26 protein-coding genes and 1 CRISPR repeat array (1 of these 27 cut by a window edge) are annotated in these 26,523 nt (G+C 35.7%); of the genes, 5 read left to right on the forward strand and 21 right to left on the reverse strand.

All coding sequences use genetic code 11. From position 1 onward, the window contains the following. Nucleotides 1–4: 4 nt before the first annotated feature. From clpP to J3U36_RS02305, 14 genes are all read right to left on the reverse strand, one after another. Entirely contained in the window at nucleotides 5–607 is a 603-nt protein-coding gene (gene clpP, locus J3U36_RS02240) for an ATP-dependent Clp endopeptidase proteolytic subunit ClpP (protein WP_065558960.1), read from the reverse strand. A gap of 89 nt (nucleotides 608–696) precedes the next feature. Next, nucleotides 697–1,998 carry a trigger factor gene (tig, locus tag J3U36_RS02245; protein ID WP_267380410.1) on the reverse strand — a complete coding sequence of 434 codons (1,302 nt, stop codon included), beginning with the start codon at nucleotides 1,996–1,998 and terminating at the stop codon, nucleotides 697–699. Nucleotides 1,999–2,107: 109 nt separating this feature from the next. Then, nucleotides 2,108–3,136 (reverse strand): UDP-3-O-(3-hydroxymyristoyl)glucosamine N-acyltransferase, encoded by a 1,029-nt coding sequence (lpxD, locus tag J3U36_RS02250; RefSeq protein WP_267380408.1) that lies wholly within the window; start codon nucleotides 3,134–3,136, stop codon nucleotides 2,108–2,110. Then, nucleotides 3,136–3,624, reverse strand: a complete 489-nt coding sequence (locus J3U36_RS02255; protein ID WP_267352403.1) for an OmpH family outer membrane protein — start codon at nucleotides 3,622–3,624, stop codon at nucleotides 3,136–3,138. Before J3U36_RS02255 ends, lpxD begins: the two co-directional genes overlap by 1 nt. 41 nt (nucleotides 3,625–3,665) lie before the next feature. Next, complete coding sequence (gene bamA / locus J3U36_RS02260) at nucleotides 3,666–6,089, reverse strand: outer membrane protein assembly factor BamA (protein WP_267380407.1); 2,424 nt, start codon at nucleotides 6,087–6,089, stop codon at nucleotides 3,666–3,668. A 25-nt stretch (nucleotides 6,090–6,114) separates the two neighbouring features. Continuing rightward, nucleotides 6,115–7,434, reverse strand: coding sequence for an RIP metalloprotease RseP (rseP, locus tag J3U36_RS02265; RefSeq protein WP_267380406.1), 1,320 nt, complete (start codon nucleotides 7,432–7,434; stop codon nucleotides 6,115–6,117). A gap of 15 nt (nucleotides 7,435–7,449) precedes the next feature. After that, on the reverse strand, nucleotides 7,450–8,292 hold the full coding sequence (locus J3U36_RS02270; RefSeq protein ID WP_267380404.1) for a phosphatidate cytidylyltransferase: 843 nt from the start codon (nucleotides 8,290–8,292) through the stop codon (nucleotides 7,450–7,452). After that, on the reverse strand, nucleotides 8,286–9,017 hold the full coding sequence (locus J3U36_RS02275; protein WP_267352407.1) for an isoprenyl transferase: 732 nt from the start codon (nucleotides 9,015–9,017) through the stop codon (nucleotides 8,286–8,288). The genes J3U36_RS02270 and J3U36_RS02275 overlap by 7 nt, the downstream gene beginning before the upstream one ends. 56 nt (nucleotides 9,018–9,073) lie before the next feature. Next, a complete protein-coding gene (crp, locus tag J3U36_RS02280) occupies nucleotides 9,074–9,706 on the reverse strand; it encodes a cAMP-activated global transcriptional regulator CRP (protein ID WP_267352408.1) in 633 nt (210 codons plus the stop codon). Nucleotides 9,707–10,063: 357 nt separating this feature from the next. After that, nucleotides 10,064–11,026 carry a tRNA dihydrouridine(16) synthase DusC gene (gene dusC, locus J3U36_RS02285; protein ID WP_267380402.1) on the reverse strand — a complete coding sequence of 321 codons (963 nt, stop codon included), beginning with the start codon at nucleotides 11,024–11,026 and terminating at the stop codon, nucleotides 10,064–10,066. Between the two features lie 8 nt (nucleotides 11,027–11,034). Further along, a complete protein-coding gene (locus J3U36_RS02290; RefSeq protein ID WP_267380400.1) occupies nucleotides 11,035–11,796 on the reverse strand; it encodes a molybdopterin-synthase adenylyltransferase MoeB in 762 nt (253 codons plus the stop codon). Nucleotides 11,797–11,875: 79 nt separating this feature from the next. Next, nucleotides 11,876–13,195 carry an amidohydrolase gene (locus J3U36_RS02295; protein ID WP_267380398.1) on the reverse strand — a complete coding sequence of 440 codons (1,320 nt, stop codon included), beginning with the start codon at nucleotides 13,193–13,195 and terminating at the stop codon, nucleotides 11,876–11,878. A gap of 20 nt (nucleotides 13,196–13,215) precedes the next feature. Then, on the reverse strand, nucleotides 13,216–13,665 hold the full coding sequence (locus J3U36_RS02300; RefSeq protein WP_267380396.1) for a hypothetical protein: 450 nt from the start codon (nucleotides 13,663–13,665) through the stop codon (nucleotides 13,216–13,218). Further along, nucleotides 13,662–14,453 carry a DUF3100 domain-containing protein gene (locus J3U36_RS02305; RefSeq protein ID WP_267361320.1) on the reverse strand — a complete coding sequence of 264 codons (792 nt, stop codon included), beginning with the start codon at nucleotides 14,451–14,453 and terminating at the stop codon, nucleotides 13,662–13,664. The genes J3U36_RS02300 and J3U36_RS02305 overlap by 4 nt, the downstream gene beginning before the upstream one ends. A gap of 272 nt (nucleotides 14,454–14,725) precedes the next feature. On the opposite strand from J3U36_RS02305, the gene aspS reads away from it, so the two are divergent. From aspS to tmaR, 5 genes are all read left to right on the forward strand, one after another. Next, nucleotides 14,726–16,483 (forward strand): aspartate--tRNA ligase, encoded by a 1,758-nt coding sequence (aspS, locus tag J3U36_RS02310; protein ID WP_267352414.1) that lies wholly within the window; start codon nucleotides 14,726–14,728, stop codon nucleotides 16,481–16,483. A gap of 10 nt (nucleotides 16,484–16,493) precedes the next feature. Further along, nucleotides 16,494–16,946 carry a dihydroneopterin triphosphate diphosphatase gene (nudB, locus tag J3U36_RS02315; RefSeq protein ID WP_267380394.1) on the forward strand — a complete coding sequence of 151 codons (453 nt, stop codon included), beginning with the start codon at nucleotides 16,494–16,496 and terminating at the stop codon, nucleotides 16,944–16,946. A gap of 10 nt (nucleotides 16,947–16,956) precedes the next feature. Beyond that, on the forward strand, nucleotides 16,957–17,373 hold the full coding sequence (locus J3U36_RS02320; RefSeq protein ID WP_267352416.1) for a hypothetical protein: 417 nt from the start codon (nucleotides 16,957–16,959) through the stop codon (nucleotides 17,371–17,373). 89 nt (nucleotides 17,374–17,462) lie between these two features. Then, entirely contained in the window at nucleotides 17,463–18,929 is a 1,467-nt protein-coding gene (ubiD, locus tag J3U36_RS02325) for a 4-hydroxy-3-polyprenylbenzoate decarboxylase (protein WP_267380392.1), read from the forward strand. Between the two features lie 272 nt (nucleotides 18,930–19,201). Then, on the forward strand, nucleotides 19,202–19,522 hold the full coding sequence (tmaR, locus tag J3U36_RS02330) for a PTS system regulator TmaR (protein ID WP_065558977.1): 321 nt from the start codon (nucleotides 19,202–19,204) through the stop codon (nucleotides 19,520–19,522). Nucleotides 19,523–19,576: 54 nt separating this feature from the next. Here the strand turns inward: tmaR and yciH are convergent, their stop codons facing one another. The 7 genes from yciH to tmk all read right to left on the reverse strand — a co-directional run bounded on the left by yciH (nucleotide 19,577) and on the right by tmk (nucleotide 26,172). Beyond that, complete coding sequence (gene yciH, locus J3U36_RS02335) at nucleotides 19,577–19,900, reverse strand: stress response translation initiation inhibitor YciH (protein WP_411589959.1); 324 nt, start codon at nucleotides 19,898–19,900, stop codon at nucleotides 19,577–19,579. Nucleotides 19,901–19,904: 4 nt separating this feature from the next. Further along, entirely contained in the window at nucleotides 19,905–20,609 is a 705-nt protein-coding gene (pyrF, locus tag J3U36_RS02340; protein WP_267380391.1) for an orotidine-5'-phosphate decarboxylase, read from the reverse strand. A 26-nt stretch (nucleotides 20,610–20,635) separates the two neighbouring features. Continuing rightward, nucleotides 20,636–21,814: a GDSL-type esterase/lipase family protein gene (locus J3U36_RS02345; RefSeq protein WP_267380389.1), complete on the reverse strand. Its 1,179-nt coding sequence runs from the start codon at nucleotides 21,812–21,814 to the stop codon at nucleotides 20,636–20,638. Continuing rightward, the gene (locus J3U36_RS02350; RefSeq protein WP_267380388.1) at nucleotides 21,798–23,021 is read right to left on the reverse strand and encodes a DUF459 domain-containing protein; all 1,224 of its coding nucleotides are present in this window, start codon (nucleotides 23,019–23,021) and stop codon (nucleotides 21,798–21,800) included. The genes J3U36_RS02345 and J3U36_RS02350 overlap by 17 nt, the downstream gene beginning before the upstream one ends. 59 nt (nucleotides 23,022–23,080) lie before the next feature. Beyond that, the gene (locus J3U36_RS02355; protein ID WP_267380386.1) at nucleotides 23,081–24,481 is read right to left on the reverse strand and encodes an MBOAT family O-acyltransferase; all 1,401 of its coding nucleotides are present in this window, start codon (nucleotides 24,479–24,481) and stop codon (nucleotides 23,081–23,083) included. 63 nt (nucleotides 24,482–24,544) lie between these two features. Next, nucleotides 24,545–25,531: a DNA polymerase III subunit delta' C-terminal domain-containing protein gene (locus J3U36_RS02360; RefSeq protein ID WP_267380384.1), complete on the reverse strand. Its 987-nt coding sequence runs from the start codon at nucleotides 25,529–25,531 to the stop codon at nucleotides 24,545–24,547. Then, the gene (gene tmk / locus J3U36_RS02365; RefSeq protein WP_267380383.1) at nucleotides 25,528–26,172 is read right to left on the reverse strand and encodes a dTMP kinase; all 645 of its coding nucleotides are present in this window, start codon (nucleotides 26,170–26,172) and stop codon (nucleotides 25,528–25,530) included. Before tmk ends, J3U36_RS02360 begins: the two co-directional genes overlap by 4 nt. A gap of 158 nt (nucleotides 26,173–26,330) precedes the next feature. Then, nucleotides 26,331–26,523: a CRISPR direct-repeat array (repeat unit 29 nt; unit sequence CGGTTTATCCCTGTGTGTACAGGGAACAC); it runs 754 nt beyond the window's last position.

Consider the following 26,523-nt stretch of genomic DNA (forward strand, 5'->3'; position numbering starts at 1 on the left):
GTTATTAAGATCGTTTACTGTATATGGCATCCACTAAACCATATTCAACCGCTTTTTCAGCAGACATAAAGTTATCACGATCTGTATCTCTTTCAATCACGCTAATATCTTGACCTGTATGCATCGCCATAATTTTATTTAATCGACTTTTAACCTGTAAAATTTCTTGAGCATGAATTTGTATATCAGAAGCTTGACCTTGAAAACCGCCTAATGGTTGATGGATCATCACTCGAGCATTAGGCAAGCAGTAACGTTTTCCTTTTGTACCGGCAGTTAGAAGTAAAGACCCCATTGAACAAGCTTGGCCTAAACAAATAGTGCTAACATCAGGTTTGATAAATTGCATCGTATCATAGATTGCCATTCCTGCTGTTACTACACCACCAGGTGAATTGATATAGAGATGAATATCTTTTTCAGGATTTTCGGCTTCTAAAAATAGCATTTGAGCAATAATTAAATTAGCCATGTTATCTTCAACTTGACCTGTTAAAAATATAATCCGCTCTTTCAATAAACGTGAATATATATCATAAGCCCTCTCTCCACGAGAACTTTGCTCAACCACCATTGGTATAACACTCATAAATGGTTCTAACGGCATTTTTATCTCCTAATTAAACAAAATAGCCCAAACAGATAATCCTTATTTGGGCTTTAAAGTAATTTTTTTAAACTGAATAAAACTGCTAATTAAGCCATTTGCTGATTCATTAATTCAGAAAATGAAGAATTTTTATCAGTTACTTTTGCACTAGCTAATAACAGATCAACAACTTGATCTTCTAGCGCTACAGAACGGATATTGTCCATCGCTTTTTTATCTTTGCGGTAATATTCTATCACTTCTTTAGGATCTTCATAAGCCGTTGCTATTTCATCAATCAATGTTTGCACACGAGCCTCATCAGCTTTGAGTTTATTACTTTCAATGATTTCACTGAATAATAATCCAATACTGACACGTCGTTTTGCTTCAGCTTCAAATAACTCTTTTGGTAGTTCCATTGGTTGTTTCATGTTGCCACCAAAACGTGATAAAGCCTGTTGACGTAATACATCAACTTCACGATCGATTAACGCAGTTGGAACGTCAATTTCATTATTTTTAACCAATCCATCGATAACTTGTGATTTGATTTTGTTACGAATTGTCGCATTAAGTTCACGTGTCATATTTTTACGAACTTCAGCGCGTAAACTTTCGATTGTTCCATCAGCAATACCAAAACGTTTAATAACATCTTCAGTCAGCTCAGGAAGTTCAAGCTCTTCAACTTTTGTCAATGTTGCAGCAAATACAGCTGGTTTACCTTTCAAGTTTTCAGCGTGATAATCTTCCGGGAAGGTTACATTAATATCAAACGAATCACCTGCTTTATGCCCAATAATCGCATCTTCAAAACCTGGGATCATTCGACCTTGTCCTAAAACTAATGCAAAATCATTAGCTTTTCCACCTTCAAACTCTTCTCCATCTACTTTACCCACAAAATCTAAAGTCACTCGATTTTGTTCGCCTGCAGCTTGTTCTGTTACTTTCCAAGTACCTTGTTGTTTACGTAGTGTTTCAATCATAGTTTCAACATCTGCATCGACAACTTCTGCAACAGGTTTTTCAACTTCAATTTTATCTAAATCTTTAACTTTAACGTCAGGACACACTTCGAATTCAACGTTAAATGTGTAATCTTCTCCATTTTTATATTCTTTAGGAGTATAAGTTGGAGCACCAGCTGGATTTAATTTTTCTTGAATAATCGCATCAATAAAACTTTTTTGCATTAAATCACTTAATGCTTCTTGTAAAATTGAAGCACCATAACGCTGTTCAACAAGTTTTAAAGGCACTTTTCCTTTACGGAAACCATCAATACGAACTTTTTTAGCCGTATTAACTAATTCTTTATCAATAGCTTTTTTAATATTTTCAGCTTTAATAGTAATTGACAAACGTCGACCTAAACCTTGTGTTGTTTCTACCGAAACTTGCATCTTTATACCTCGGAATTATTGAATATATTCAGCCCATAAATAAATCATCAATGATATTTGGGCTTAAAAAAATTATAAAATAGGTTGGCATTATACCGACCGAAACTGGCTACGTCGAGCTATTTAATAGTTTCTTCTCAAGTGATTTCAAGCGTTTATTCATTTCATCAATATGTAAAACTAATGAAGCGGTTTTTCGCCATATTTTATTCTCTTGCAATGGAATACCTGATGAATAAACGCCTGGCTTAGTGATCGGGCGCATAACCATGCCCATTCCAGTCACTGTGACTTGATCACAAATTTCCATATGTCCATTGATTACACTTGCGCCACCAATTAAACAATGACGTCCTATAGTCAGACTTCCTGCCATTATTACACCACCAGCAACGGCAGTATGGTCACCTATAATATCATTATGGGCAATTTGGCATTGATTATCAATAATCACCCCATTACCAATCACGGTATCATCAAGTGCACCACGATCTATCGTAGTTGATGCCCCAATTTCGACATTATCACCGATAATAACACGTCCAAGTTGAGGGATTTTAATCCATTTACCTTTGTCGTTCGCATAACCAAATCCATCAGAGCCAATAACGGTTCCAGATTGAATCAGGCAGTTTTTACCAATAACACAATTATGATAAACAGTTACATTAGCCCACAATTTAGTGTCGGCACCAATAGTCGTATTTTTTCCTACAAAACAACCCGCTCCGATAATACAGCCATCCCCTAAATGTACACCGCTTTCGATAACGGCATTAGCACCGACCGAAACATTAGCGCCTAATTGAGCGGTAGGGTCGATCACAGCAGAAGGCGCGATATCTTTGGCAGGCTCGGGGGTTGTATCAAGATATTGTGCTAATTTTGCATAGGCAAGATAAGGATTTTTAACAATCAATGCAGCACCGTGCCAATACTTAAGGCTATCTTCAGTCATCACAATAGCAGAAGCTTTACATTCTGCTAATTTGCTTTGCAATTTTTGATCCGCCAAAAAAGTGATTTGCCCAGATACAGCGCTTTTCATTGAAGCTATACCGGTAATGAGTATATCTGCATTACCGTGTAATTGTGCGTCAAGATAGTTTGCTAGTTGCTCTAAACGACAAGCCAACATTATTTTTTGACCTTTTCCAATACTTTTTCAGTGATATCAACGGCATCAGAGGCAGAAAGTGCTGCTTCGGCTTTCAAAATAAGATCATATTTTTCAGTAGCAACAATCTCTTTAACTGCACTTTGAATTTGTTTCAATAATTTTTCTGCTTCTTCATTTTCACGTTTACGATATTTTATTGAAAAATCTTTTGCTTTACTTTCAAAATCAGCAATTGTTTTATTTAATTTGCTTTTTTCCGATGCAGATAGTGTTGGACCATCTTTTTTCAAACGAGCACTTGCATTCTTCGCTTTTTCTTCTTGATCTTGTAACGATTTGATTTGTGATTCAAATTCCTTATCTAATGCTTTACCAACGGCTTCCCGTTGAGGCATTTGTTGTAATACAGACATCACATCTATAACACCAATTTTTATTTCTGCATTAGCTATACCTGTATAAAGAAGCGCTGCACTAAGACTAATAATAGATATAATTTTTTTCACTTTTTTCACCTATGTGTATTTCATTTAATTACAACATGGTTTTACCATGTTGAACCTATGTTAAACTGGAATTGTTGAGACGAATCGCCGTCATATTTCTTAAGCGGTATTGCGTAAGAAAATACTAATGGTCCAAGTGGTGACATCCACTGTACTGCAACACCTAGCGAAACTCGTATATTTGAAGGAGAACTGTAATCATGCAAATGATTACCTTTTAAGTTCCATTCGGTATCCCAAACCGTACCTGCATCAACAAAGAATGATGTTCGAATACTATCGGAATACTTTTCACTAATAAAAGGCGTTGGAACAATTAATTCAGCACTTGCAAACGCTAATGCATTACCACCTACCGCATCTTTAGACTCTACACATCCTGAAGTATTATTTAAATTACTACAGTTTGCTCTATTAAAATAGACTGCTTTAGGCCCAACAGTATTGGATTTAAATCCTCGAAGCACGGTCGAACCACCTGCATAAAAGTTTTCATAAAATGGTAGCTGTTTTCCACCAAAACCATTTCCATAACCTAATCGACCACGCGTTAAGAATACCCAATTATGATCGCTATCAAGAGGATAATAATAAGATGCATCTGCAACCACTTTATAGAAGCGGTTATCAAATATTGGAGCCGTAATTTTTGCGTTAGCCGATACTTTTAAACCTTCTGTCGGGAAATAACCACGATTTAATGAATTATATGTCCAATTCGCATTTAATAATAAATCATTAGTATCATAGGTCATGGAGTGTTTATTTTTAGTGTTTTCACCCATTGAATGGAAGTAACGCCACATACCATATTGTGGTTTCATATCGGATAATTTCCGATTAGCATACTCGCTACCAAAACGGATAAAATTATTTTCACTAATTGGGAAACCTAAATTAGCTGATGCACCCCACAACTTACTTGAATAAACAGATTCATCATCATCATCATCTGCTTTATAAGTATTGTAATAAATGCTTCCACCTAAGCTCACCCCATCAATAGTAAAGTAAGGGTTTACAACTGATATCGATGCAGTTTTATCGGTATTTGTCGTATTTACATCGAATGAAACACTATTACCCGTACCTAACCAGTTATCTTGCGAAATACCAGCATTAAAACTAATACCACTATCAGAACCAATACCGACACCAAGTTTGATGCTACCTGTGTTACGCTCCGCGACTTTGTAAGTAATATCAACTTGATCTTCGGCCCCCGGAACACGCTCAGTTTCAACATCTACTGATTCAAAAAATCCTAGTCGACTTAAGCGATCTTTACCTAATTCTACAAGTCCATTACTCAGCCAAGAACCTTCCATTTGACGAAGTTCACGGCGGATAACACCTTCACTTGTTATGGTATTACCTTCTATGTTGATATTACGAACATAATAACGCGGCCCTACATCAACAAACATAATTAATTTTACGGTATGCGTTGAATCATCCATTTCAGGTTGAATACTGACTTTTGGATAAGCATAACCAAAATTTGCAAGTAGCTGTTTTACATTATCTTCAATATCAGTAATTTTTTTACCATTATACAAATCACCCGTTGAAACACGCTCTTTTGCTATTTTAGTAATCGCATCCTTATGTCCGGCAAAATCCCCTTTGAAGTCAAAATCAGATAATTTATATTGTTCACCTTCATGAATATTGATAGTGACATAAATACCTTTCTTATCTGGCGTTAAACTGACTTGCGTGGATTCAATATTAAAACGTGCATAACCTCGATTTAAGTAGAAGCTTTGTAATTCATCTAAATCAGAAGCTAATTTTTGTTTTTGATATTTGCGATCGCCAAGCATGTTCCACCACGGCACTTCATCACGCAGTGAAAAGCGTGAAATTAGCTCTTCGGACGAAAATGCCTTAGCCCCAACAATGTTGATTTGATCGATTAACGCTGATTTACCTTCCGCTACAACTAATTTTAAATCAACGCGATTACGAGATAATGGTGTGACAACAGCTTTAATTCGAGCATTATATTTACCGACGCTATAATAAAAATCTTCTAGCCCTTTTTCCATGGCAGAAAGCATGGTTCTATCAAGTGCGTCGCCTTCCCGAATACCTGAGCTATCTAAATTCTTTTTCAGCATATCATCTTTAATTGATTTATTACCAGAAAAAGTAATACTCGCAATGGTTGGACGCTCTTCAACATGAATGATTAAGCTATTACCATCTCTAGAAATAGTAATATTATCGAAGTTTCCACTCGAGTAAAGTGATTTAACAATATGCCCCAAATCAGACTCACTAACATAATCACCAACTTGGATTGGCATATCAAGCAATGCTGCCCCTTGAGTTACCCGTTGTAATCCTTCAAATTTGATTTCTTTTACTACAAAATCATCAACACAAAATGCATTGGAACTATATACTGCTGTTGTGCTAAACAGCAAAGATGCTATAAGTAATTTATTTATTTTTTTCATTGTAAATGTTTATAACCTCATTCCATCACAATCGTAAAACATCATTAAATAGTGCAATCCCCATTATTACCAGTAAAAAAGCAAATCCGAAACGATAAAAACGTTCTTTTGCTTTAATTGATAAGCTTTTACCTTTTATTTTTTCAAATAATAAAAAAATTAGGTGCCCACCATCTAGCATTGGTAATGGAACAAGATTGATTACCCCCAAACTTATACTAATAAATGCCAGAAAATATAAGTAAGGTGTGAAACCATAACTTGCTGTTTGCCCTGCGCTTTTTGCTATTGTTATTGGTCCTGATAAATGATTAAGTCCAATAACACCTGTTACTAACTGATAAAAAGAACGAATTGTTAACTGAGTAGTTAACACTGTTTGTTCTAATCCTTTGCCAAACCCTTCTAAACATCCATACTGCTTAATGACTGCTTCCGAGGTAGGATATAGCCCCGCAATACCTTCACCATTTGCCTGTATTGACGGCGTTAAATCAAGGTAAAGATTTTTATTTTCACGCTCAATTTTTAATCTTATTTGATTACCTTTCTTTATTATAGCTGAAAAATCATTCCAATCTACATAAGGGTGTTCATCATAACTTAGAATCTTATCACCAATTTGTAAACCCGCTTTTTCGGCAGCTGAATTTGGTATAATTTTACTCACAATTGGATAAATTTCCAATGTTTTAGGTACCAACCCAAAGGTCTTTATTGCTGATTCTTTTTCAATATCAAAATGCCAATGACGAATATCAACACGTTGACTAACTTCTTTTTGATGGTTATTACCAGCATTAATCACATAGGTAATCGTCACATCATCTTGTCCTAAAATAGACATTAATGCAAAATTTACATCATTCCAACTTTCAATCTGTATATTATTAATCTTTTTTAACTCTGCCCCTGAAGGAATATTCACAGCAGCAACAGGTGTATCGGGTATTGTACTGCCTATTTTAACCGGATAGGTAACAACACCAAGCATAAAAATTATCCAATAAAGAATGAAAGCTAAAATAAAGTTAGCAAATGGACCTGCAAATATAATTGCTGCTCGTTGCCATATCTTTTTTTTATCAAAAACCTGTTTTTCTTCGTCGGTTGATAAGTTTTTCGCATTTCCGTCCAGCATTCTAACATAACCACCTAGTGGAATCATAGCAATGACAAATTCTGTTCCACCTGAAAACTTATGTGACCATATTTTTTTCCCAAATCCTATGGAAAAACACTCAACCCGAACGCCACATAGCCTTGCCACGAAAAAATGCCCAAATTCGTGTACTGTAACTAATATACTAATGGTAATAATAAATAACAACAGAGACCAAAGCAAAGTTAATTACCTTATTTAAAATAAATTGAAAGATAATGCTGCAAAAATCGGCACTGCAGCAGTCAAACTATCAATACGATCTAAAATACCGCCATGTCCAGGGATTAAATTTCCACTATCTTTGATGCCTGCTTCACGTTTGAACATGCTTTCAGTTAAATCACCTAATGCTGATGCAAAAATAGCGAATAAAGAACTCATAATAAAACTGGTCAAATTAATTGAAATAAATCCGGTAAAGTAGGCAATAAAACTAATAACAACGGCAACAATCACACCGCCAATAAATCCCTCTAAAGTTTTACCGGGTGAAACTTTTGGTGCTAATTTACGTTTCCCCATACTGCGCCCAACAAAATAAGCGCCAGTATCTGTTGCCCAGACTAAAATAAAGACATATAACAGACAATAAGCGCCGGTATAAGTATTCGCACTATAATTAATCATTCTAAGTTCGATCATCCCGATAAAAAAAGGAACGAGAGTAAAAAAAGCAAATATTAATTTAGCAGTGATAGAACCACGCCAATATTTAGCCGTATTTGGATAGGTAAGAACTAAAAATAGTGCAATCAACCACCAACATAACGAAAGTAACAATAACCCTGAATACAACTTCAATTTTACCACAACCGGAATGGGTAATAGACAGAGTAAACTTAATAAAATAATAACGACTAAAGCAAATATAACTCTTTGCTGTTTTTGGGTTATTGCTAAAAACTGCGACCACTCAAACGCTGCAAGACCACAAACAAAAATCATAATATAGGTGAAGAGTGATAATGGCGCTAAAAAAAGCGTTAGTATAACAACAGGTATTAGAATAATAGCAGCTAAAATACGGTGAATTAACATGATTGCTCCTCCACTAGAATACCGCCAAAACGACGATCCCGGGTATTAAAATCACTGATTGCTTGATCAAATAACGCCTGATCGAAATCCGGCCATAAGGTATCAGTAAAATAAAGTTCAGCATAAGCAATTTGCCATAATAAAAAATTACTTATTCTGTATTCACCACCAGTACGAATAACTAAATCAACATCCGGAAAATCACCCATTGACATTTCTAACCCTAAACGTTCCTCAGTAATATCATCTATCATCAACTCACCATGTTTTACTTGTATTGCTATATTGCGGGCTGATTGTAATATATCCCAGCGTCCGCCATAGTTAGCGGCAATATTTAACACCAGTCCTGAATTATTTTTAGTTAATGCCTCTGCATTAACTATCATAGTTTGAAGTTGCTCATTAAAACGCGAAATATCCCCAATGATATTCAAACGTATATTATTTTTATGTAAACTTTTTGTTTCTCGGTTTAATGCATAAATAAATAGCGAAAGTAAAGATGACACTTCATTGGATGAGCGTTTCCAATTTTCACTACTAAACGCATATAAAGTTAGTACTTTGATACCAATGGTTGCAGCATAACTCACAATTTTACGCACAGCTTTCAAACCGGCACGATGACCAAATGCTCGTAATTGATTTTGTTTTTTTGCCCAGCGACCATTTCCATCCATAATTATAGCCACATGACTTGGAATACATCTTTCTTGTGTCATGTAATATCTCGCGTTATATCAATCATGTTATGACTAAATTTCGTAATATTTTTCAATTATCGTGTACCATAAACGACAATCGTTTTACCGTGTGCAGAGATGAGATGCTGATCTTCAAGCATTTTTAAAATTCGCCCTACTGTTTCTCGTGAACAACCAACTATCTGACCTATTTCTTGACGAGTAATTTTGATTTGCATGCCATCCGGATGCGTCATCGCATCGGGCTGTTTTGCTAAATTTAACAAAGTTTGTGCAATACGACCGGCAACATCAAGAAAAGCTAAATTACTGACTTTTTCTGAAGTCACTTGTAAACGACTTGCCATTTGGCTTGCCAATCGCATCAAAATATCAGGATTAACTTGTACAAGTTGTTTAAATTTTTTGTACGATATTTCAGCCACTTCGCAACTTGTTTTCGCTTTAACCCAAGCACTTCGTTCTGTGCCTTCTTCAAAAAGTCCTAATTCGCCCAAAAACTGACCTTGATTTAAGTAAGACAAAATCATTTCATTGCCTTCATCATCCTTGATTAAAACTGCAACAGAACCTTTAACGATGTAATAGAGAGTTTCGGCTTTTTCTCCTTGGTGAATCAGGGTACTTTTAGCTGGATATTTATGAATATGGCAATGAGACAAAAACCATTCCAACGTTGTATCCGATTGTTGCTTACCGATAATCATTCAGTCCTCTCTATACTATTTTACAATTTACAACTTATACACTATAACAAAATTACATAATAAATTATATACTCACAATTAAGATAATCCGTTTTTTATTCTAGATAAATCGTTGTTATATCACTTATTATAGCTATAATATCAGGACTAAATATTTAAGTTTGATTTTTACACAATTTCTGGAAGATAACGATGAAAAATGAATTCGTGAATCTAATTTATATAACAATTAAATATTTATAAAGAATTCAATTAGGCAAAAAGTATATTGATTTAATTCTAATTATACTCTAACAAACATGATGACCAAGTACGTCATCGTAAACAATATCAATGACCAATGGAACAACTTCACCGTCAAAAATGCTGTGATTGATCTGTGATTCGCTTTAAATGTTCTGAAATCTCTTTTTGGGTTTTTAGTGTCCTAATCTGACTAAGTAAGTCTGATGCAGGTGCATAGTATTGCCGAAAATAAGCAAGCCACTGTTTAATGCGTGCTGAGTGATATAACGGTTTTACATCTTCTATCGTTGTGGTTGCGTAACGCATTAATATATTTAATACGTTTTGCCAGCTTAAAGGCGCTTCATTAAAACGTAGCATATTCGCTAAATTTGGTATCGTTAATATTCCGCGTCCTAGCATAATATCGCTTGTTTGGCTTTGCCTTACACAATCTTGCGCATGTTGTATAGAAAAAATCTCGCCATTGGCTATGATCGGAATATCGACCCGTTGCTTTATATTTCCAATTGTTTGCCAATCAATTTTATCGGCTTGATAACCATCCGCTTTTGTTCGACCATGAATAACCAACTCATTTGCACCAGCAAGTGCAATGGCGTCAGCAATTTCATAACAATAAGATTTATCTGCCCAACCTAAACGAATCTTAACGGATAATATTTCGGATGTTCCTATTGCTTGTCTGACTTGCTTAACAATATTGAAGATTTGATCTGGATATTGCAATAGATATGCGCCACCATGACTACCAACGACGGTTTTAGCAGGACAGCCAAAATTAATATCTACCCCATGCGAGCCTAATTCAATTGCTTTAACGGCATTTTCTGCCATCCACTCGGGTGATTGTCCAAGAATCTGCACACGAACTGGAGTACCGGATGCCGTTTTGCCGCCATGATGCAGCTCGGGACAAAGTCGATAAAAAGTTCGATTAGATAATTTATGATGAGTAATGCGCACAAACTCGGTCACACAGTAATCCAATGCGTTTATTTCAGTCAAAATTTGCCGGACATGATAATCAAGTACCCCTTCCATTGGCGCTAAAATAATACGATCGATGTTCATTGTGTTACCTATATTTTATGACTGTTACCACAAACCTGACAATCTGGCTGTTTCGACAAAGATACGTGATTAAAATGCATACTTTTTGCATCAATCAGCAGTACACGACCAACCAAAGGTTGACCATAATCAGTCAAAACTTTAATTGCCTCTAATGCCTGCATGGAACCAAACATACCTACTAAAGGCGCCATTACACCCGCTTCAACACATGTCAGTTGATCCTGCCCAAACAATCGACTTAAGCAGTGATAACAAGGCTCATTTGCTTGATACGTAAAAGTCGTTAATATGCCTTCCATTCGAATTGCAGCACCAGACACTAACGGTATTTTTACTTGGTAACAGCAGCGGTTAATCTGCTCTCTGGAGGATAAATTATCGGTACAATCAATGACAAGATTATGTTGTTTTATAAGAGAAGTTAACGAAACATCATCAAGTTTCTGATTAATAGTCTCGATTTTAATGTCAGAATTCATTTTAATTAATGTTTGTTTCGCTACATCTACTTTAAATTGATTAATCTCTTGATTAGTATATAAAATTTGACGATTCAAATTGGATTCTGATACAGTATCAAAATCAACTAACGTCAATTTACCTATACCTGCACGGCTCAAATAAAGCGAAGCTGCGCACCCCAAACCGCCTAGCCCGATGATCAATACCGCACTATTTTTTAACATTTGCTGTTTATCGATATCAAAACCTAGTAAGGAAATTTGCCTGTCATAACGAAGTAATTCTTGATCGGTTAGTGCTAGCATAGGGAATCATCATCGTGATTAATCATAAAGAATCTATTATAGCAGAAACTTGGCACAGCATTGTGCCAAGTCATAAACATTATTTATCAAAACTCGCTAAGAAGTTTAAATACTCGTCTTTGGTCATAAGAGGTTTATAGTTTGATAATAATGTTTGAGCTGGTTTTGCATCATCATATAGTAAATCGATAATGGTACATGCCATCATCTGGGCTGGACGAATATAAGCCATCTCTTCATCAAATACCGTATAATCTTTGCCATGTAACACACCTCTAACGGATCCTATCCACGGATGACTAACAGGCATGATATGCGATAAATCGCCCGTATCTGTGCTACCGGTCATATGCGGTGCAACCGACACATTTTCCTCGCCAATTAACGCTTCAGCATTTGCTTTCAAAAATGCATTTAAGGTTGGATTATTTTGCAATGGGAGATAACCCGGTAAATCCTTAATTTCACAAGTTGCCCCTACAGCCATTGCCCCAGCTTTTAATGCCTGATTAATTCGTTCATTAGCATCAATCATTGCCGGAACATTACCCGCTCGAACATAGCTTTCCATTCTGACATCACTTGGTACAACATTTACCAAATCACCGCCTTGGGTAATGATTGGATGAAAACGAATATAATCTTTTTCCTGAAACGTTTCACGTATAGCATGAACGCCCATCATCCCCATCATTGCTGCATTTAACGCATTAACACCAGCATGAGGAGCCGCCGCCGCATGTGCTGCTTCACCTTTATACTTGATTAATTTACCGATAAATCCATTACTTGTGGTTGAAATCTCAATAAATCCGTCTTGGCGATCGTCTGGTACACTGGTTAAATGAATTTGAAGTGCCATATCCACATCATCAAATTCACCCCGTGAAATAAGTTCGGGTTTACCACCAATATACTTAATTTTACCTTCTTCAATCAGACGATTACGATAAGTAATTTCAACGTATTCTTCGGCCGGTACTGCAAAAGGAACGACATCACCGGCTAAAAATTGCATCGCTCCAGAATCGATTAATCCCATGGTGACAGCCATCATATTCGCTATTTGAGCATTATGACCACAGCAATGGGCAGCGCCAGAGGTTTCATCGGCTGCAGGATGGTCAGCACAGATAATGGCATCAAGCTCACCAATAATTGCGACACTGCAATGGCTTCCTTTTCCACCTTTTAAGCGCCCTTTGACCCCTGTTAACGCCAATTTATTTTTATAGGGTACACCAAGTTTTTCAAAAGTTTCTTCAACTTTTTTTGCGGTTTTGTGTTCTTTATAGCCCAGTTCAGGTTCAGCCCAAATTGCCTCAGCAATCGCTTTTATATCTGCTTTACGATTAGCAATGGCACTGCAAACTTGTCGTTTTAGTTCTTCTTTTGTCATACATTAAATCCTACCTAATATTAAATCACACCTTCCCACTTTAAGGTAATTTGGGCAATGATAGCGGCAAAAAGGAAAGTACCGGAAAACACCGCTAATGAAACGGGGATAATTCGCCAAGAGATACTTTTGAATAAAGCAAGATCTTTACCAATGGCTAATCCAGCGTAAGCAAGCACTGGTGTACAAACAGCAAGTAAAGAGACATGTTCAGTTATCGCAACAACTTGCTCATGAAATGGAAATATTGGTGAAGAAGCCACAGCCGCCACAACTGACACCCACAAAATAACAGGAAGTTTATTGAACAATGGCACTTTGCTTATAAAAAAACCAACAACCGATATTGCGACAAGCACAGCTAAAGCTTGTAATGACAGCATAAAATCTACATGATAACCGACTGAATTGCCAGCAGCCATGATAATTGCGACTAAAATCAATAAAAAAACCGTTTCGAAAATCTTCATGATAGTGAGCTCCTTTTACTGCTTTGGAAACGAGCAAAAACATTATAGAGAAAAGAAGCAAACGGTAGTGAGAATAATGTATAAATATAAATACCAACTATACTAGACATTAAATTAGCCGTTGTTGCATAAGCTTTGATGTCACTCGCCATATTCGGATAAAGGTCACTTATCGGCGCAAGTGATGCCGCCATCATACTACCACTACCAACCCCTGCCCCCATGGCTAATGCATAAGGATGAAGAACGTCTAATTTTGCCATTACACTAGCAAGAATACTCATCCAAATCGCCCCATAGAGCGTACCACAAACATACATTGCCATGACACCACGACCTTCGGGCGAATCCAATCCATATTTATCTGCCACAATGGCAATATTAGGTTCACGTGCAACAGAATAGGTTGCCCCGACCGCTTCACGCTTCATACCTAACATCATTGCCAACGGTAAACCGAGTAAAATAGTACCCGCAAAATGCCCTAATTCTTGGAAAATCAAAGCCAACTTGGCATCATGCAAAATCATATCAATTTTAGGCCCTACCGCAACGCCTAATTTGGCAATCAGTAACATTAACGTCACAATCATCACTGAACTAGCATGAAGCATATTTTTATGTTTTAAGATTTTTAATTTAGGAAGACTGATAAGACCACCAATAATCATGGCAAATAGCATAGGATACAACATGATAATCCAGATAGACTGCCTACCAACAAACTCACATACTAAAACAACTATCAGCGCAAGCAAGTGCACTCTATAGTCTTTTAAAATTTCCATCCTTTCACGCCTCTTTACATAAATTTCCGGTCAATAAAACTATCCATGACAGCTATTATCATAATAATTATTATTTTGCACAGCTAATATACATAACCCAGATTACTTGCGTCAACACGCATCTACCATTAAATACACATAACCAAACAATATATTTCAATGACGCAAAAATAATTAAAGAATAAATCTCAACAAATGCCTTTATAAGGACACTATTTGATTTATAATACCTCATATTTTTTTATAAGATTGGTATTTAAACAGGATATTTTATGCGTTCAATTTATTGTGGTCATTTAACAGCATCTCATATTAATCAAGAAGTCACATTATGCGGTTGGGTCAATAAGCGTCGAGATTTTGGCGGTATGATATTTATTGATATGCGTGATCGCGAAGGGATTGTACAAGTGTTTTTTGATCCTGAATATCAACAAGCTTATCAACTTGCCAGTGAACTACGTAATGAATTTTGCATTCAAATTAAAGGAAAAGTAAGAGCAAGACCAGAAGGACAAGCAAATAAAGACATGGCTACGGGTGAAGTTGAAATCTTAGCCACTGAGCTAACAATTTTCAATCGCAGTGATGTGCTGCCACTTGATTTTAACCAAAACAACAGTGAAGAACAGCGTTTAAAATATCGCTATATTGATTTACGTCGTCCTGAAATGACAAACATCTTCAAAACTCGTGCTCAAATTACTGCATTTGTACGTAACTTTATGAATGAGCATGGTTTTCTTGATATTGAAACCCCTATGTTAACCAAAGCAACGCCAGAAGGTGCGCGTGATTACCTTGTACCAAGTCGAATTCACAATGGTGAGTTTTATGCACTGCCACAATCACCGCAATTATTTAAACAACTATTAATGATGTCTGGCTTTGACCGCTATTATCAAATTGTAAAATGTTTTCGTGATGAAGATTTACGTGCAGATCGCCAACCAGAATTTACACAAATTGATGTTGAAACTTCGTTTATGACCGCAGAACAAGTCCGTGAAGTTATGGAGCAAATGATCCGTGAACTTTGGTTACATGTTAAAAATGTGGATTTAGGTCAATTCCCTATCATGACGTTTGCCGAAGCAATGCGCCGTTATGGTAGCGATAAACCTGATTTACGAAATCCGTTAGAAATAATAGATGTTGCCGATTTAGTAAAAGATGTCAATTTTAACGTATTCTCAACCCCAGCCAATGATCCAAAAGGTCGAGTTGCACTACTTTGCGTACCAAACGGAGCCCAGTTAACCCGTAAACAGTTAGATGATTACACACAATTTATTTCGGTCTATGGCGCTAAAGGTATGGCATGGATTAAAGTCAATGACCGTAATAAAGGTCTTGAAGGGGTACAAAGTCCGGTTGCTAAATTCTTTAATGAAACGCAAATGGAAGCACTGTTGAATCGTGCTAATGCCAAAGATGGTGATATTTTATTATTTGGGGCAGATAGTTATAAAGTTGTCAGTGATGCATTAGGTGCACTACGATTAAAAGTAGGTAAAGATTTAAATCTGACTGATGAAAATAGGTGGGCTGTGCTTTGGGTAGTGGATTTCCCAATGTTTGAAGAAACGGAAGAAGGTCTTAGTGCGATGCACCATCCATTTACATCACCAAAAGACTTGACGCCAGAACAGCTTAAACAAAATCCTGAAAACGCGATAGCTAACGCTTATGACATGGTTATCAATGGATATGAAGTAGGTGGAGGGTCAGTACGTATTCACCGTAGTGAAATGCAACAAGCTGTGTTTTCTATTTTAGGTATAAATGAACACGATCAACGCGAAAAATTTGGCTTTTTACTTGATGCGCTAAAATATGGTACACCGCCACATGCAGGACTTGCATTTGGTTTAGATAGATTAAGTATGCTATTAACAGGTACCGATAATATCCGGGATGTTATCGCATTTCCTAAAACAACAGCGGCAACTTGTTTAATGACAGATGCACCAAGCCCGGCAAATCCTAATGCATTAGCTGAGCTTGGTATTGAAGTTAGCAAAAAATAGTGATGTCTTAATGCAAAAGTTCAAAAAGCCTGAATCTGTTTTAGTTGTTATTTACTGTCAAAAAACTTTGCGTTGCCTTATGCTACAACGCAAAGATGATCCCAATTTTTGGCAGTCAGTAACAGGTAGCATGGAAGATAACGAATTGCCGGTTGAAACTGCCATTCGTGAGGTTTTTGAAGAAACAGGCATTGATATTTTGGGTAAAAATCTTAATTTAATCGATACTAACCATACGGTTGAATTCAAGATTTTTCCACAATTTAGGCATCGATATGCACCTGAAGTTGAAATAAATAAAGAACATTGGTTTTATTTACCGCTCGAAAATGAAATAACACCAACGCTTACTGAACATTTAGCCTATCAATGGTTGACAATTAGCGATGCAGCTAAAATAACAGCATCGCCAAATAATCAAGAAGCAATTAATGAAATTATTCAATTAAACAAGATTAACTAAGGAGTAGGAAATGAAATTAAGTCAGTATGCCATTGTGTTATCAAGCTTATTGTATTTTATACCTAACAGTTATGCTGAAATTAACATTAAAACATGCCAAACCAACAAAACTGATTATATAATTTTCGATGAAATCGATTCGCAAATCGCTGAAAATATTATCGAACACAAATTACATAATCAACCTGAAATACGAGAAAATACCATCATCAAAGTGTTTGCTAATGAAAACAATGATGATAGAAACTATTGGATTGCTTCTTTTGAGTTTGAAGATCAAACGACCCAATATCTTTTTTATCAAGTAGATGAAAATAAATTTATTGATATCGACCAACAGCAATTTAAAACATTATTACCTAAAATTGTGAAATGCAATCTAAATCAACAAGTGCCTATTTATAGTGAAAATTTTGACGCTGACTAGTTGATGACAAAATAACGTTAACATTTAGGATGTTAGACTACCTTAAATTAGTGTAAACAAAGGCAGATTAATAGGGAGTAATTATTTTTATGAACTTGACCAATTTTCGTGATTTTTTAAATTATCTTGAAGAACAAGGTGAATTAAAACGAATTCCCTATCCTGTTAATCCTTATTTGGAAATGACCGAAATTGCAGATCGTGTTTTACGTTCTAAAGGCCCAGCCTTATTATTCGAAAATCCTATTGGTTATGACATGGCCGTACTTTGTAACCTATTTGGAACACCCAAACGTGTTGCGATGGGAATGGGGTTAGAAGATACATCGCAATTACGTGAAATTGGTGAATTATTAGCTTTTTTACGTGAGCCTGAACCACCAAAAGGCATTAAACAATTTTTTAATGTGTTACCCAAATATAAGCAAATATTAAATATGCCTGTTAAGCGACGATCGTCTGCGCCTTGTCAGGAATTGATTTTTAAAAATGAAGAAGTTGATTTAACTCGTCTGCCAATCATGCATTGTTGGCCCGATGATGTAGCACCACTTTTAACTTGGGGACTAACGATAACGAAAGGACCTTATAAAGAAAGGCAAAATGTCGGCGTTTATCGCTTACAATTATTGGGTAAAAATAAGTTAATTATGCGCTGGCTATCTCATCGAGGAGGAGCGCTCGATTTTGCAGAATGGCAACAAGCCCATCCTAATGAAAAGTTTCCTGTTAGCGTTGCCATTGGTGCAGATCCAGCAACCATATTAAGTGCAGTCACTCCCGTACCAGATACCTTACCAGAATACGCCTTTGCAGGTCTGTTACGCAATAGTCGAACTGAAGTAGTAAAATCGCTGTCCAATGATTTAGATGTCCCCGCTACCGCCGAAATTATCTTAGAAGGCTATATTGATCCGAATGAATTAGCGCCTGAAGGCCCATATGGTGATCATACTGGTTACTACAACGAAGTTGAAAAATTTGCTGTTTTTACGGTAACGCATTTAACTCGTCGAAAAGATGCGATTTATCACTCTACCTATACGGGTCGTCCACCCGATGAACCAGCCGTAATGGGACTCGCTTTAAATGAGGTATTTATCCCTATTTTACAAAAACAATTTCCTGAAATTGTCGATTTTTATTTACCACCCGAAGGATGTTCCTACCGGATTGCAATTGTGACCATCAAAAAACAGTATCCAGGCCATGCTAAACGTGTCATGATGGGCGTTTGGTCTTACTTACGCCAATTTATGTATACCAAATTTGTTATTGTATGTGATGATGATATCAATGCCCGAGATTGGAAAGATGTCATGTGGGCTATTTCAACGCGCATGGATCCTCATCGTGATACCACATTTATTGACAATACGCCGATTGATTATTTAGATTTTGCTTCGCCTATTTCTGGGTTAGGCTCAAAAATGGGATTAGATGCGACCAATAAATGGCAAGGCGAAACTCAGCGAGAATGGGGAAAAATCATCAAAAAAGATCCAAAAGTTGTGGCTTATATCGATGAAATTTGGGATAAACTTGGCTTAGAGTAAACTGACATGATAAGTTCAATTAAACACTCTACATTGGGTCAATAGCATCGATATTTATCGTTGATGACAAATAGGAATAAATAAATAGCCGTTAAAATCATAAGCAAGCTCACATTGAACGGTAGTAACTTATTGTAATATCAATGATTTTGCATTGAATATAACTTAAAATTGATAAACACTCAAAACAGATTTAATTATCATCTATAAATTTATTAGTATATAATTAGTCATAATTTATTTTTTCCAATTTTAGAAATAAGGGGTTATAGATGGACAAGGAAAAAAACGCCGCACCATCATTTCAAGATGTATTAGAATATATTCGTTTATCACGTCGTTTAAACAAATTAAAACGTGAAATATCCGATAATGAGAAAAAAATCCGAGATAACCAAAAACGAGTATTATTACTTGAAAATTTGAGTGATTATATAAAACCAGATATGACTTATGACGAACTTCAAGCGATTATTGCTAACATGAAAAGTGATTATGATGATCGTGTTGATGATTATATTATCAAAAATGCTGAAATTTCAAAAGAACGCCGTGAAATCAGCAACAAAATGCGTAGCTATCGTTCTCACTAACATATAGCAGATTTACTCCCATTCAATAATGGGAGTAAAGACAATTACCACAACTCAACCACCGGCTAACTTTACTTTAAAGCCTTTTTCTTCCAGCAAGGATTTGAGTAAATCACGTTTATCGCCTTGAATTTCAATGCTACCATTTTTAACTGCTCCACCACAACCACAACGTTTTTTGAGTTCCGCAGCTATTTTTTGAAGTTGGGCATCATCAAAATCAAATCCTGAAATGACGCACACACCTTTGCCTTTACGTCCGGATGTTTGGCGTTGAATTCGAATAACCCCATCCCCTTTTGGTCGAGATTCTTTTACTTCAACCGATTTAATACGACCTTGATCGGTAGAATAAACAAGTGGATTATCAGACATCATGAAATTAACTCTTGCTCAAATCAAGGGTTGATAAAATAGTTTGCAATGCTAAAGAAGGATCTTCTGCTTGCGTAATCGGACGACCAATAACCAGATAATCCGATCCTGCGGCTTGCGCACGTTGTGGCGTCATAATTCGACGCTGATCATCAGCATTTGAACCGGCGGGTCTGATACCTGGCGTCACTAACTTGAAATCACTCCCTAAGCGAGTTCTAAAACTTTGCACTTCTTTAGCGGAGCATACTACGCCATCAAGCCCACAATTTTTGGCTAACAAAGCTAATTTAGTGGCTTGTTCCAAAGGCGAAACAGGGATACCGATTTCTTGAAGATCAACCGACTCCATGCTTGTTAAAACAGTTACCGCAATTAAAAGAGGCGCATCTTTACCATATGGATAGAGTGCGTCTTTCGCCGCCTGCATCATCCGAGACCCACCACTAGCATGAACATTTGTCATCCAAACACCTAAATCAGCAGCAGCTACGATAGCTTTAGCAACCGTATTTGGAATATCATGAAATTTAAGATCCAAAAAAACATCAAAGCCTTTATTCATAATCTGCTTAATAAAATCGGGGCCAGCATGCGTAAAAAGCTCTTTGCCAATTTTCAAACGACAATCGTTTGGCTCAACACGATCAATAAAATTCCAAGCTGATTTAACATCAGCAAAATCAACAGCAACGATAATAGGTGAAGACATAACAGATTTATTCCTTTTATTAATAACTAATCGCTATTTTTTTTAACAAATTCATTTAAATCATTATAAAAGATTTTGGCACTTTCTTTATAGCCTTGCAAGGTTTGATGTACTAAATCTGACCGAGCCAATCCATACTTAGACCAAAGCTTAACCGAATGACTTCCCCCCATAGCGGCCTGCCAATCCCAAAACAGTGTTTTTTCTGATTTAGCCACTTGTTTTTGAATCCTTTTTACTAAATTATAAGACTTTGGAATTTCAGTTTGATTAATCATTGTATCAGGAGGTGAAATCAATAAAATTGCAGCATTCGGCAATAATTTTCGAATTTTACGAATGTTGTAGACTAAATTTTTCCGATATTCATCTGCATCTAAAGTCTCATCGAAACTCTCGTTTGTTCCATACTCCAAAATAACCAAATCGCTTTTGGATAATAATAATTCCTGAAACCATTGAGGACGCCATTTTTGCCAAATTGTTTGCTTAGCCCCATTCGAACCAATCGCAGATACAATAACACCCGACTTGTTGGCTCGAGTTAACCAAAATCCACCAATTTCAGTGCTATCTTTACTTTTAATGGTAATAGGAAGCGTTGAAGTAAACGTTGTCGTTTGCCAACCGCCAAATTTATTCTTGAAACTAAAGGTAATTTTATCTTTATTATAGATACCTAATGGATTTTTAGTTATTTTCTTAGTTTTAAAAATAAGGCTAACTTTCCATATATCTCTATCGTCTGCTTTAAGTGCCAACTCAATAGAAGCTTGAGAATTAATAGGTTTAGCGATAAAACCGCCCATAGGAAAATCGAGATTACTTAATACTCGACTACTTAACAATTCCCAATTAGAATCTTTCAAACTAACTCGAGTATGGTTTTGCCCTTTAACCCAAACAGGAGGAACCCAACCTATACCTGCATCACCATATTTATCTTGCATCAACGCTCTAAATTCGCCTGTAAAAAAATCTGCAGCGGTATGAGAATCACCAAATTGGGTGATATTGACAACTTTATGGGTGTGGTCTTGATTATTGACTAATGAATTTAAGCGTAAAACAAATTGTTTAGCATTTGGATCGCCAAAATCAACAATCACAGACTTAGACGTTGGAATACTTTCAGCCATAGTACTAAAACTGACAGTAAACACCACCAAAAAAACAGCAACCATAGTTTTAATGCATTGATTCAATGTGGGAATCCTCTGATAAAGTGGATGTGATTTGGTTCAAAATTGCTTGAGCTAAAAGCTTTTGTCCAGTTATTGTAAAATGAATACCATCGTCTATTCTCACTTTAATTTTTTGCTTATTAGTCTCAATATAGCTGTTAAATTGATCGTAAGAACAACCTAATAATGTATTGGTTTCCATAAAATGTTGATGCGCTTTTTCAACTTCGGATTCATATAAATGGCTTAAATAATTCATTCCGTCATTCAACTTTGGTTTACGCATACAAGGTGGTGAAAGCCAAAGTACTTTTACATTATGTTGATTTGCGATATCTAATATTGATGCAACACGTAAACGGTACTGTTCTTCCCACAATTGCGATTTAAACTTAGCATATTTAGCATATCCCTTAACAGGAAAATCCCACGGATCATTAGGGCCTAAAAAAATGACGATTAATTTAATGGAGGCATCAGCACTGATTGCATCATTAATTGTTTTTGGCCAATCAAAAGCTTTTGGATAAGCAAGCCCAGTACTTTGTTTACTCAAGTTAATGCTTTCTATCTTATATTGTTTAAATAACATTTTTTTAACATATGGTGCAACCCCTTGCATTAATGAATCCCCCGCAAAAAGGACTTTGTCATTTTTAGTTAAAACAATCGGTGAAAGTTCAGTAAAATCGGTATCATTGCTAAGTCTAGGGTTACTTGATTCATCCAATGTTACCGTATTACCTAACGCTGTATTAGTCCGAGTACTGTTTAGTTGACTATCAGAATGAGTTTGACGTTTATTAGTAGCTTGCAGGCTATCACCCTTAATTAACGGTAATTTTTGTTTATTATTTTCAGTTGTGTGATTGGATTTTATTGTTTTGTTTTGCCGGTTATTTTGTTGTAACTGTTTATCTGCAATTGCGTTTGCAGTCACGACATTAGGATGTTTTTGATTATCCTTTTCAATATTCGTGTTTTCTAACTCCTCTGATTCATACGATTCATTAGTCCATTTTGTCTGATCATCCTCAGTGACATTAGCATCATCCACCATTAATGCCATATCAAAAAACTCAAAATGGTAAGATTGCTGGCAATAAACCAATATTGATTTATGAAACAAAACCATTAAAGCAATAGCTGTAACAACTAACACTATAACAATATAAAATGCGGATAAGGTTTTGTTAGTTGGCATTGTTAGCATATTACTTAACTTCATAAAATCCTTCAAATTACTGTTCCTTGTCAAAACTGATCTTAAAAAATTTTAAAACACAATTAAAAACTGGCATAAATAAAATCGGGCATACCTGACGGCGCAAAATAAATGACACACCACAAAATTAATATCATTATCACAGGTAAACATAATTTATTAACTTTAGATAACAGTACCGTTGCCAAATTTGGAAGATTTTTACACATTGGATAAACTAAATAAGCAACCATGATAATCAAAAAAGCCTGCCAATATTGTGGTTTTATCATCACATTATGCGTTAATGCCATTAAATAATCCAAAGCATCGGATAAATTTTCACAATAAAAAAACAACCAAGTAAAACAGACATAATGCCAAGTTAATAAACGCGCAATAAAAGGTGAGCGTTGACTAATCACATCACGACCAAAAAAGCGATCACCAATATTCAGAGCCACAATACCAATACCATGGCAAATACCCCAAATAATAAAATTGATACCTGCACCATGCCATAATCCCGATAAAAACATTGCCAACAAAACATTGATTTGTGTTCGGGTAAATCCCTTACGATTACCGCCAAGCGGAATATAAATATAATCCCGAATCCATTGAGATAAACTTATGTGCCAACGCGCCCAAAAATGCCTTAAATTTAAAGATAAATAAGGTTGGTTAAAATTAATTGGTAGACGAAACCCTAACAATAAAGCAATACCTGTCACCAAATCCGTATAGCCTGAAAAATTGAGATAAATTTGAATTGCATAAGCATATACACCCACTAATAAATCAATCACACTAAATTCTAATGGATTGGCAAAAATGGGGTTAACCCATGCATCATTTATCCAACCACCTAAACAATAAACTTTAATGATTGACATCATGATTAATATAAAAGCTCGATATGGCTCTAAAATTTGGCGGGGTTGGCAAACTGAAATTTGCGGCAAAAAATCTTTAGCTCGATTGATCGGCCCTGCGACAATACTGGGGAAAAAAGATAAAAAAAGTGCAAAATCCCAAAATTTAGCTACTTCAATCTCTTTTCTTTTAACTGAAACTAAATAACTGACAGAATGGAAAGTATAAAAGGAAATCCCAATAGGGATTAGCACAGAAAATAATGGTAATAAAATAGGAATATGAAAGACGTTAAGTAAAGCTTGTAGTTCTTGTCGAAAAAAATCAAAATATTTGAATAATGCTAAATTACTAATCGATATTATTAAGCCAAAAATCAACCAACTTTTAGCATGATCTTTTGAAACCGATATCATAATGGAAATAAGATAAGTTACACTGGTATAAACACCAAGAATTAACGCAAATTGCCAACTATAACTGCTTACAATTAAATAATTTGAAACGAGTAACAAGGCATTTTGGAATTTAGGTAATAAGTTAAATGCCCAATATATAGCAAAAAAAACGATAAACAACAGACCAAATTCAATAGATAAATAACTCACTATAATCCTTCGTTAAAACATTTACATATAAAATAATATCCCTCAACACTTCCATGAAAATATTTAATCGCAAATCAACTCTGATTGAGAAAGAACATAATAAACCAATAATTCTTTATTCAACCCAGTTATTGACAATAACTGACGTCTGGCATTCAACCATAGTTCATAAAGAGCAGTAATTTTTTCATAACTTAATGTTGCCAATAATCTTACCAATGGCACTTGATCACGATTAATAATATACCGTCCAGCTTTTTGTTTTGCTTTTAAAGCATCACTTAATAAAGCACAAAACCAACTAATGCGATCAATAAAATGGTCATGCTCAAATGTTACGCCAAGCGTCCAAAAATCATTATTAGGAATAACACTCAATAAATTTTCACAAAATACTTTACGTTGTTGCCATTTTGTAGGATCCAACAAAGTTTTTGCTGTTAATGGCGCATTTTCGCTTAATAACAAAGCTGACGCAAGTTCATTATCACTATAATGTAAACCCTGTATATTTTTCAACCAATCCATAGACTGTTCAAGCTTAGGTATCGGTAAAAAATAAGAAAAACAACGACTATAAATAGTTGGTAATAAATGACTATTATGATCGTCACTTAAAATAAAATAAGTATTTGCAGGTGGCTCTTCTAACGTTTTCAATAATGCATTTGCGGCGGCTTCGGTCATTAAGGCAGCATGTTTAATCCAAATCACTTTATTACCGCCTTGCTGTGATTTTTCGTAAATTTTAGCGGTAATACTTCGAATCTGATCGATACCGATCGATTGCTTACCCTGTTCGTTAGTTATCTGATAATAATCAGGATGATGATGAGACAAAAATAACTGGCAGCTATGACATTTTAAACAAGGGGCTAGATCGCTTGATGCTTGGCATAATAAACGATTTGCTAATTGCTCAATTAGCTCATTTTCACCACTACCTTGAATATAATTAATTAATAAAGCATGATGGGCTCGATCATGTAAAATACTTGTCGCTAATTGCTGATATGGCTGCGTGAGCCAACTATATCTATTTTTGATCATGCATTATTAACCTGTATTAATGATAACCATGCAGTTAACACGTCTTCAATTTGCTGTGTTACCACATCCATTGATTGACTGGCATCAATAGTCACAATAGTATCATCTTGCATAGCAAGCTCTAAATAGCGTTGACGAGTACGTTCAAAAAATAGGATAGATTGCTGCTCAATCCTATCTAGCTGACCACGAGATTTTGCTCGCATTAATCCTATTTTTGGATCAACATCCAAATACAAAGTTAAATCGGGTTTAAAATCACCTAACACTTGCTTTTGTAACGTTTTAATCAATACGCTATCAAGTTGGCGTCCCCCACCTTGATATGCCTGCGTGGATAAATCATGACGATCACCTATTACCCATTTTCCTATTTTAAGAGCGGGTTTTATAACATTATCAATAAGCTGAATTCGAGCCGCATATAACATCAATAATTCAGCTTTATCCGTTAATGGCTCATGTTCTAAACCATTTTTAATAATATTACGTAACGTTTCAGCAATCGGTGTTCCACCCGGCTCACGAGTAAATTGTAAATCTTCAATATTAGATTGCTTTAAAATACGCGCAACAGTATTAATTGCTGTGGTTTTTCCTGCACCTTCAAGTCCTTCAATGACAATAAATTTGCCGGTCATACTTATTTCCTAAATTAATTAAGCTGATGTACAAGTAAACATTGCGCTATTGTACGCTATTTTTACCGATTATTTTAGTTCGTATCGTAAATACCATGTTAATACTTATCAAATATGAAAACTTTTTAATAGACCGACAGAGTAGAACATTTTGTTTACGGTTTATCCCTGTGTGTACAGGGAACACATGAGCAACACACAAAAAAAAACAAAAAAATCCGGTTTATCCCTGTGTGTACAGGGAACACGTGGCTGTGGATGAGGAATAATTGTCCGGAGGACGGTTTATCCCTGTGTGTACAGGGAACACTATCAAATATACTTCATTTTCCCATTTTACTTCGGTTTATC

This window comes from Gilliamella sp. B3817 (genome assembly GCF_026536705.1).
GTDB lineage: Bacteria > Pseudomonadota > Gammaproteobacteria > Enterobacterales > Orbaceae > Gilliamella > Gilliamella apicola_I.

Bases quoted from the DNA above. Each gene is read 5' to 3' on its own strand.
- clpP (WP_065558960.1), bottom strand. From the start codon at position 607: ATGCCGTTAGAACCATTTATGAGTGTTATACCAATGGTGGTTGAGCAA.
- tig (WP_267380410.1), bottom strand. From the start codon at position 1,998: ATGCAAGTTTCGGTAGAAACAACACAAGGTTTAGGTCGACGTTTGTCA.
- lpxD (WP_267380408.1), bottom strand. From the start codon at position 3,136: ATGTTGGCTTGTCGTTTAGAGCAACTAGCAAACTATCTTGACGCACAA.
- bamA (WP_267380407.1), bottom strand. From the start codon at position 6,089: ATGAAAAAAATAAATAAATTACTTATAGCATCTTTGCTGTTTAGCACA.
- J3U36_RS02270 (WP_267380404.1), bottom strand. From the start codon at position 8,292: ATGTTAATTCACCGTATTTTAGCTGCTATTATTCTAATACCTGTTGTT.
- J3U36_RS02275 (WP_267352407.1), bottom strand. From the start codon at position 9,017: ATGACACAAGAAAGATGTATTCCAAGTCATGTGGCTATAATTATGGAT.
- crp (WP_267352408.1), bottom strand. From the start codon at position 9,706: ATGATTATCGGTAAGCAACAATCGGATACAACGTTGGAATGGTTTTTG.
- dusC (WP_267380402.1), bottom strand. From the start codon at position 11,026: ATGAACATCGATCGTATTATTTTAGCGCCAATGGAAGGGGTACTTGAT.
- J3U36_RS02290 (WP_267380400.1), bottom strand. From the start codon at position 11,796: ATGCTAGCACTAACCGATCAAGAATTACTTCGTTATGACAGGCAAATT.
- J3U36_RS02295 (WP_267380398.1), bottom strand. From the start codon at position 13,195: ATGACAAAAGAAGAACTAAAACGACAAGTTTGCAGTGCCATTGCTAAT.
- J3U36_RS02300 (WP_267380396.1), bottom strand. From the start codon at position 13,665: ATGAAGATTTTCGAAACGGTTTTTTTATTGATTTTAGTCGCAATTATC.
- J3U36_RS02305 (WP_267361320.1), bottom strand. From the start codon at position 14,453: ATGGAAATTTTAAAAGACTATAGAGTGCACTTGCTTGCGCTGATAGTT.
- aspS (WP_267352414.1), top strand. From the start codon at position 14,726: ATGCGTTCAATTTATTGTGGTCATTTAACAGCATCTCATATTAATCAA.
- nudB (WP_267380394.1), top strand. From the start codon at position 16,494: ATGCAAAAGTTCAAAAAGCCTGAATCTGTTTTAGTTGTTATTTACTGT.
- J3U36_RS02320 (WP_267352416.1), top strand. From the start codon at position 16,957: ATGAAATTAAGTCAGTATGCCATTGTGTTATCAAGCTTATTGTATTTT.
- ubiD (WP_267380392.1), top strand. From the start codon at position 17,463: ATGAACTTGACCAATTTTCGTGATTTTTTAAATTATCTTGAAGAACAA.
- tmaR (WP_065558977.1), top strand. From the start codon at position 19,202: ATGGACAAGGAAAAAAACGCCGCACCATCATTTCAAGATGTATTAGAA.
- yciH (WP_411589959.1), bottom strand. From the start codon at position 19,900: ATGATGTCTGATAATCCACTTGTTTATTCTACCGATCAAGGTCGTATT.
- pyrF (WP_267380391.1), bottom strand. From the start codon at position 20,609: ATGTCTTCACCTATTATCGTTGCTGTTGATTTTGCTGATGTTAAATCA.
- J3U36_RS02350 (WP_267380388.1), bottom strand. From the start codon at position 23,021: ATGAAGTTAAGTAATATGCTAACAATGCCAACTAACAAAACCTTATCC.
- J3U36_RS02360 (WP_267380384.1), bottom strand. From the start codon at position 25,531: ATGATCAAAAATAGATATAGTTGGCTCACGCAGCCATATCAGCAATTA.
- tmk (WP_267380383.1), bottom strand. From the start codon at position 26,172: ATGACCGGCAAATTTATTGTCATTGAAGGACTTGAAGGTGCAGGAAAA.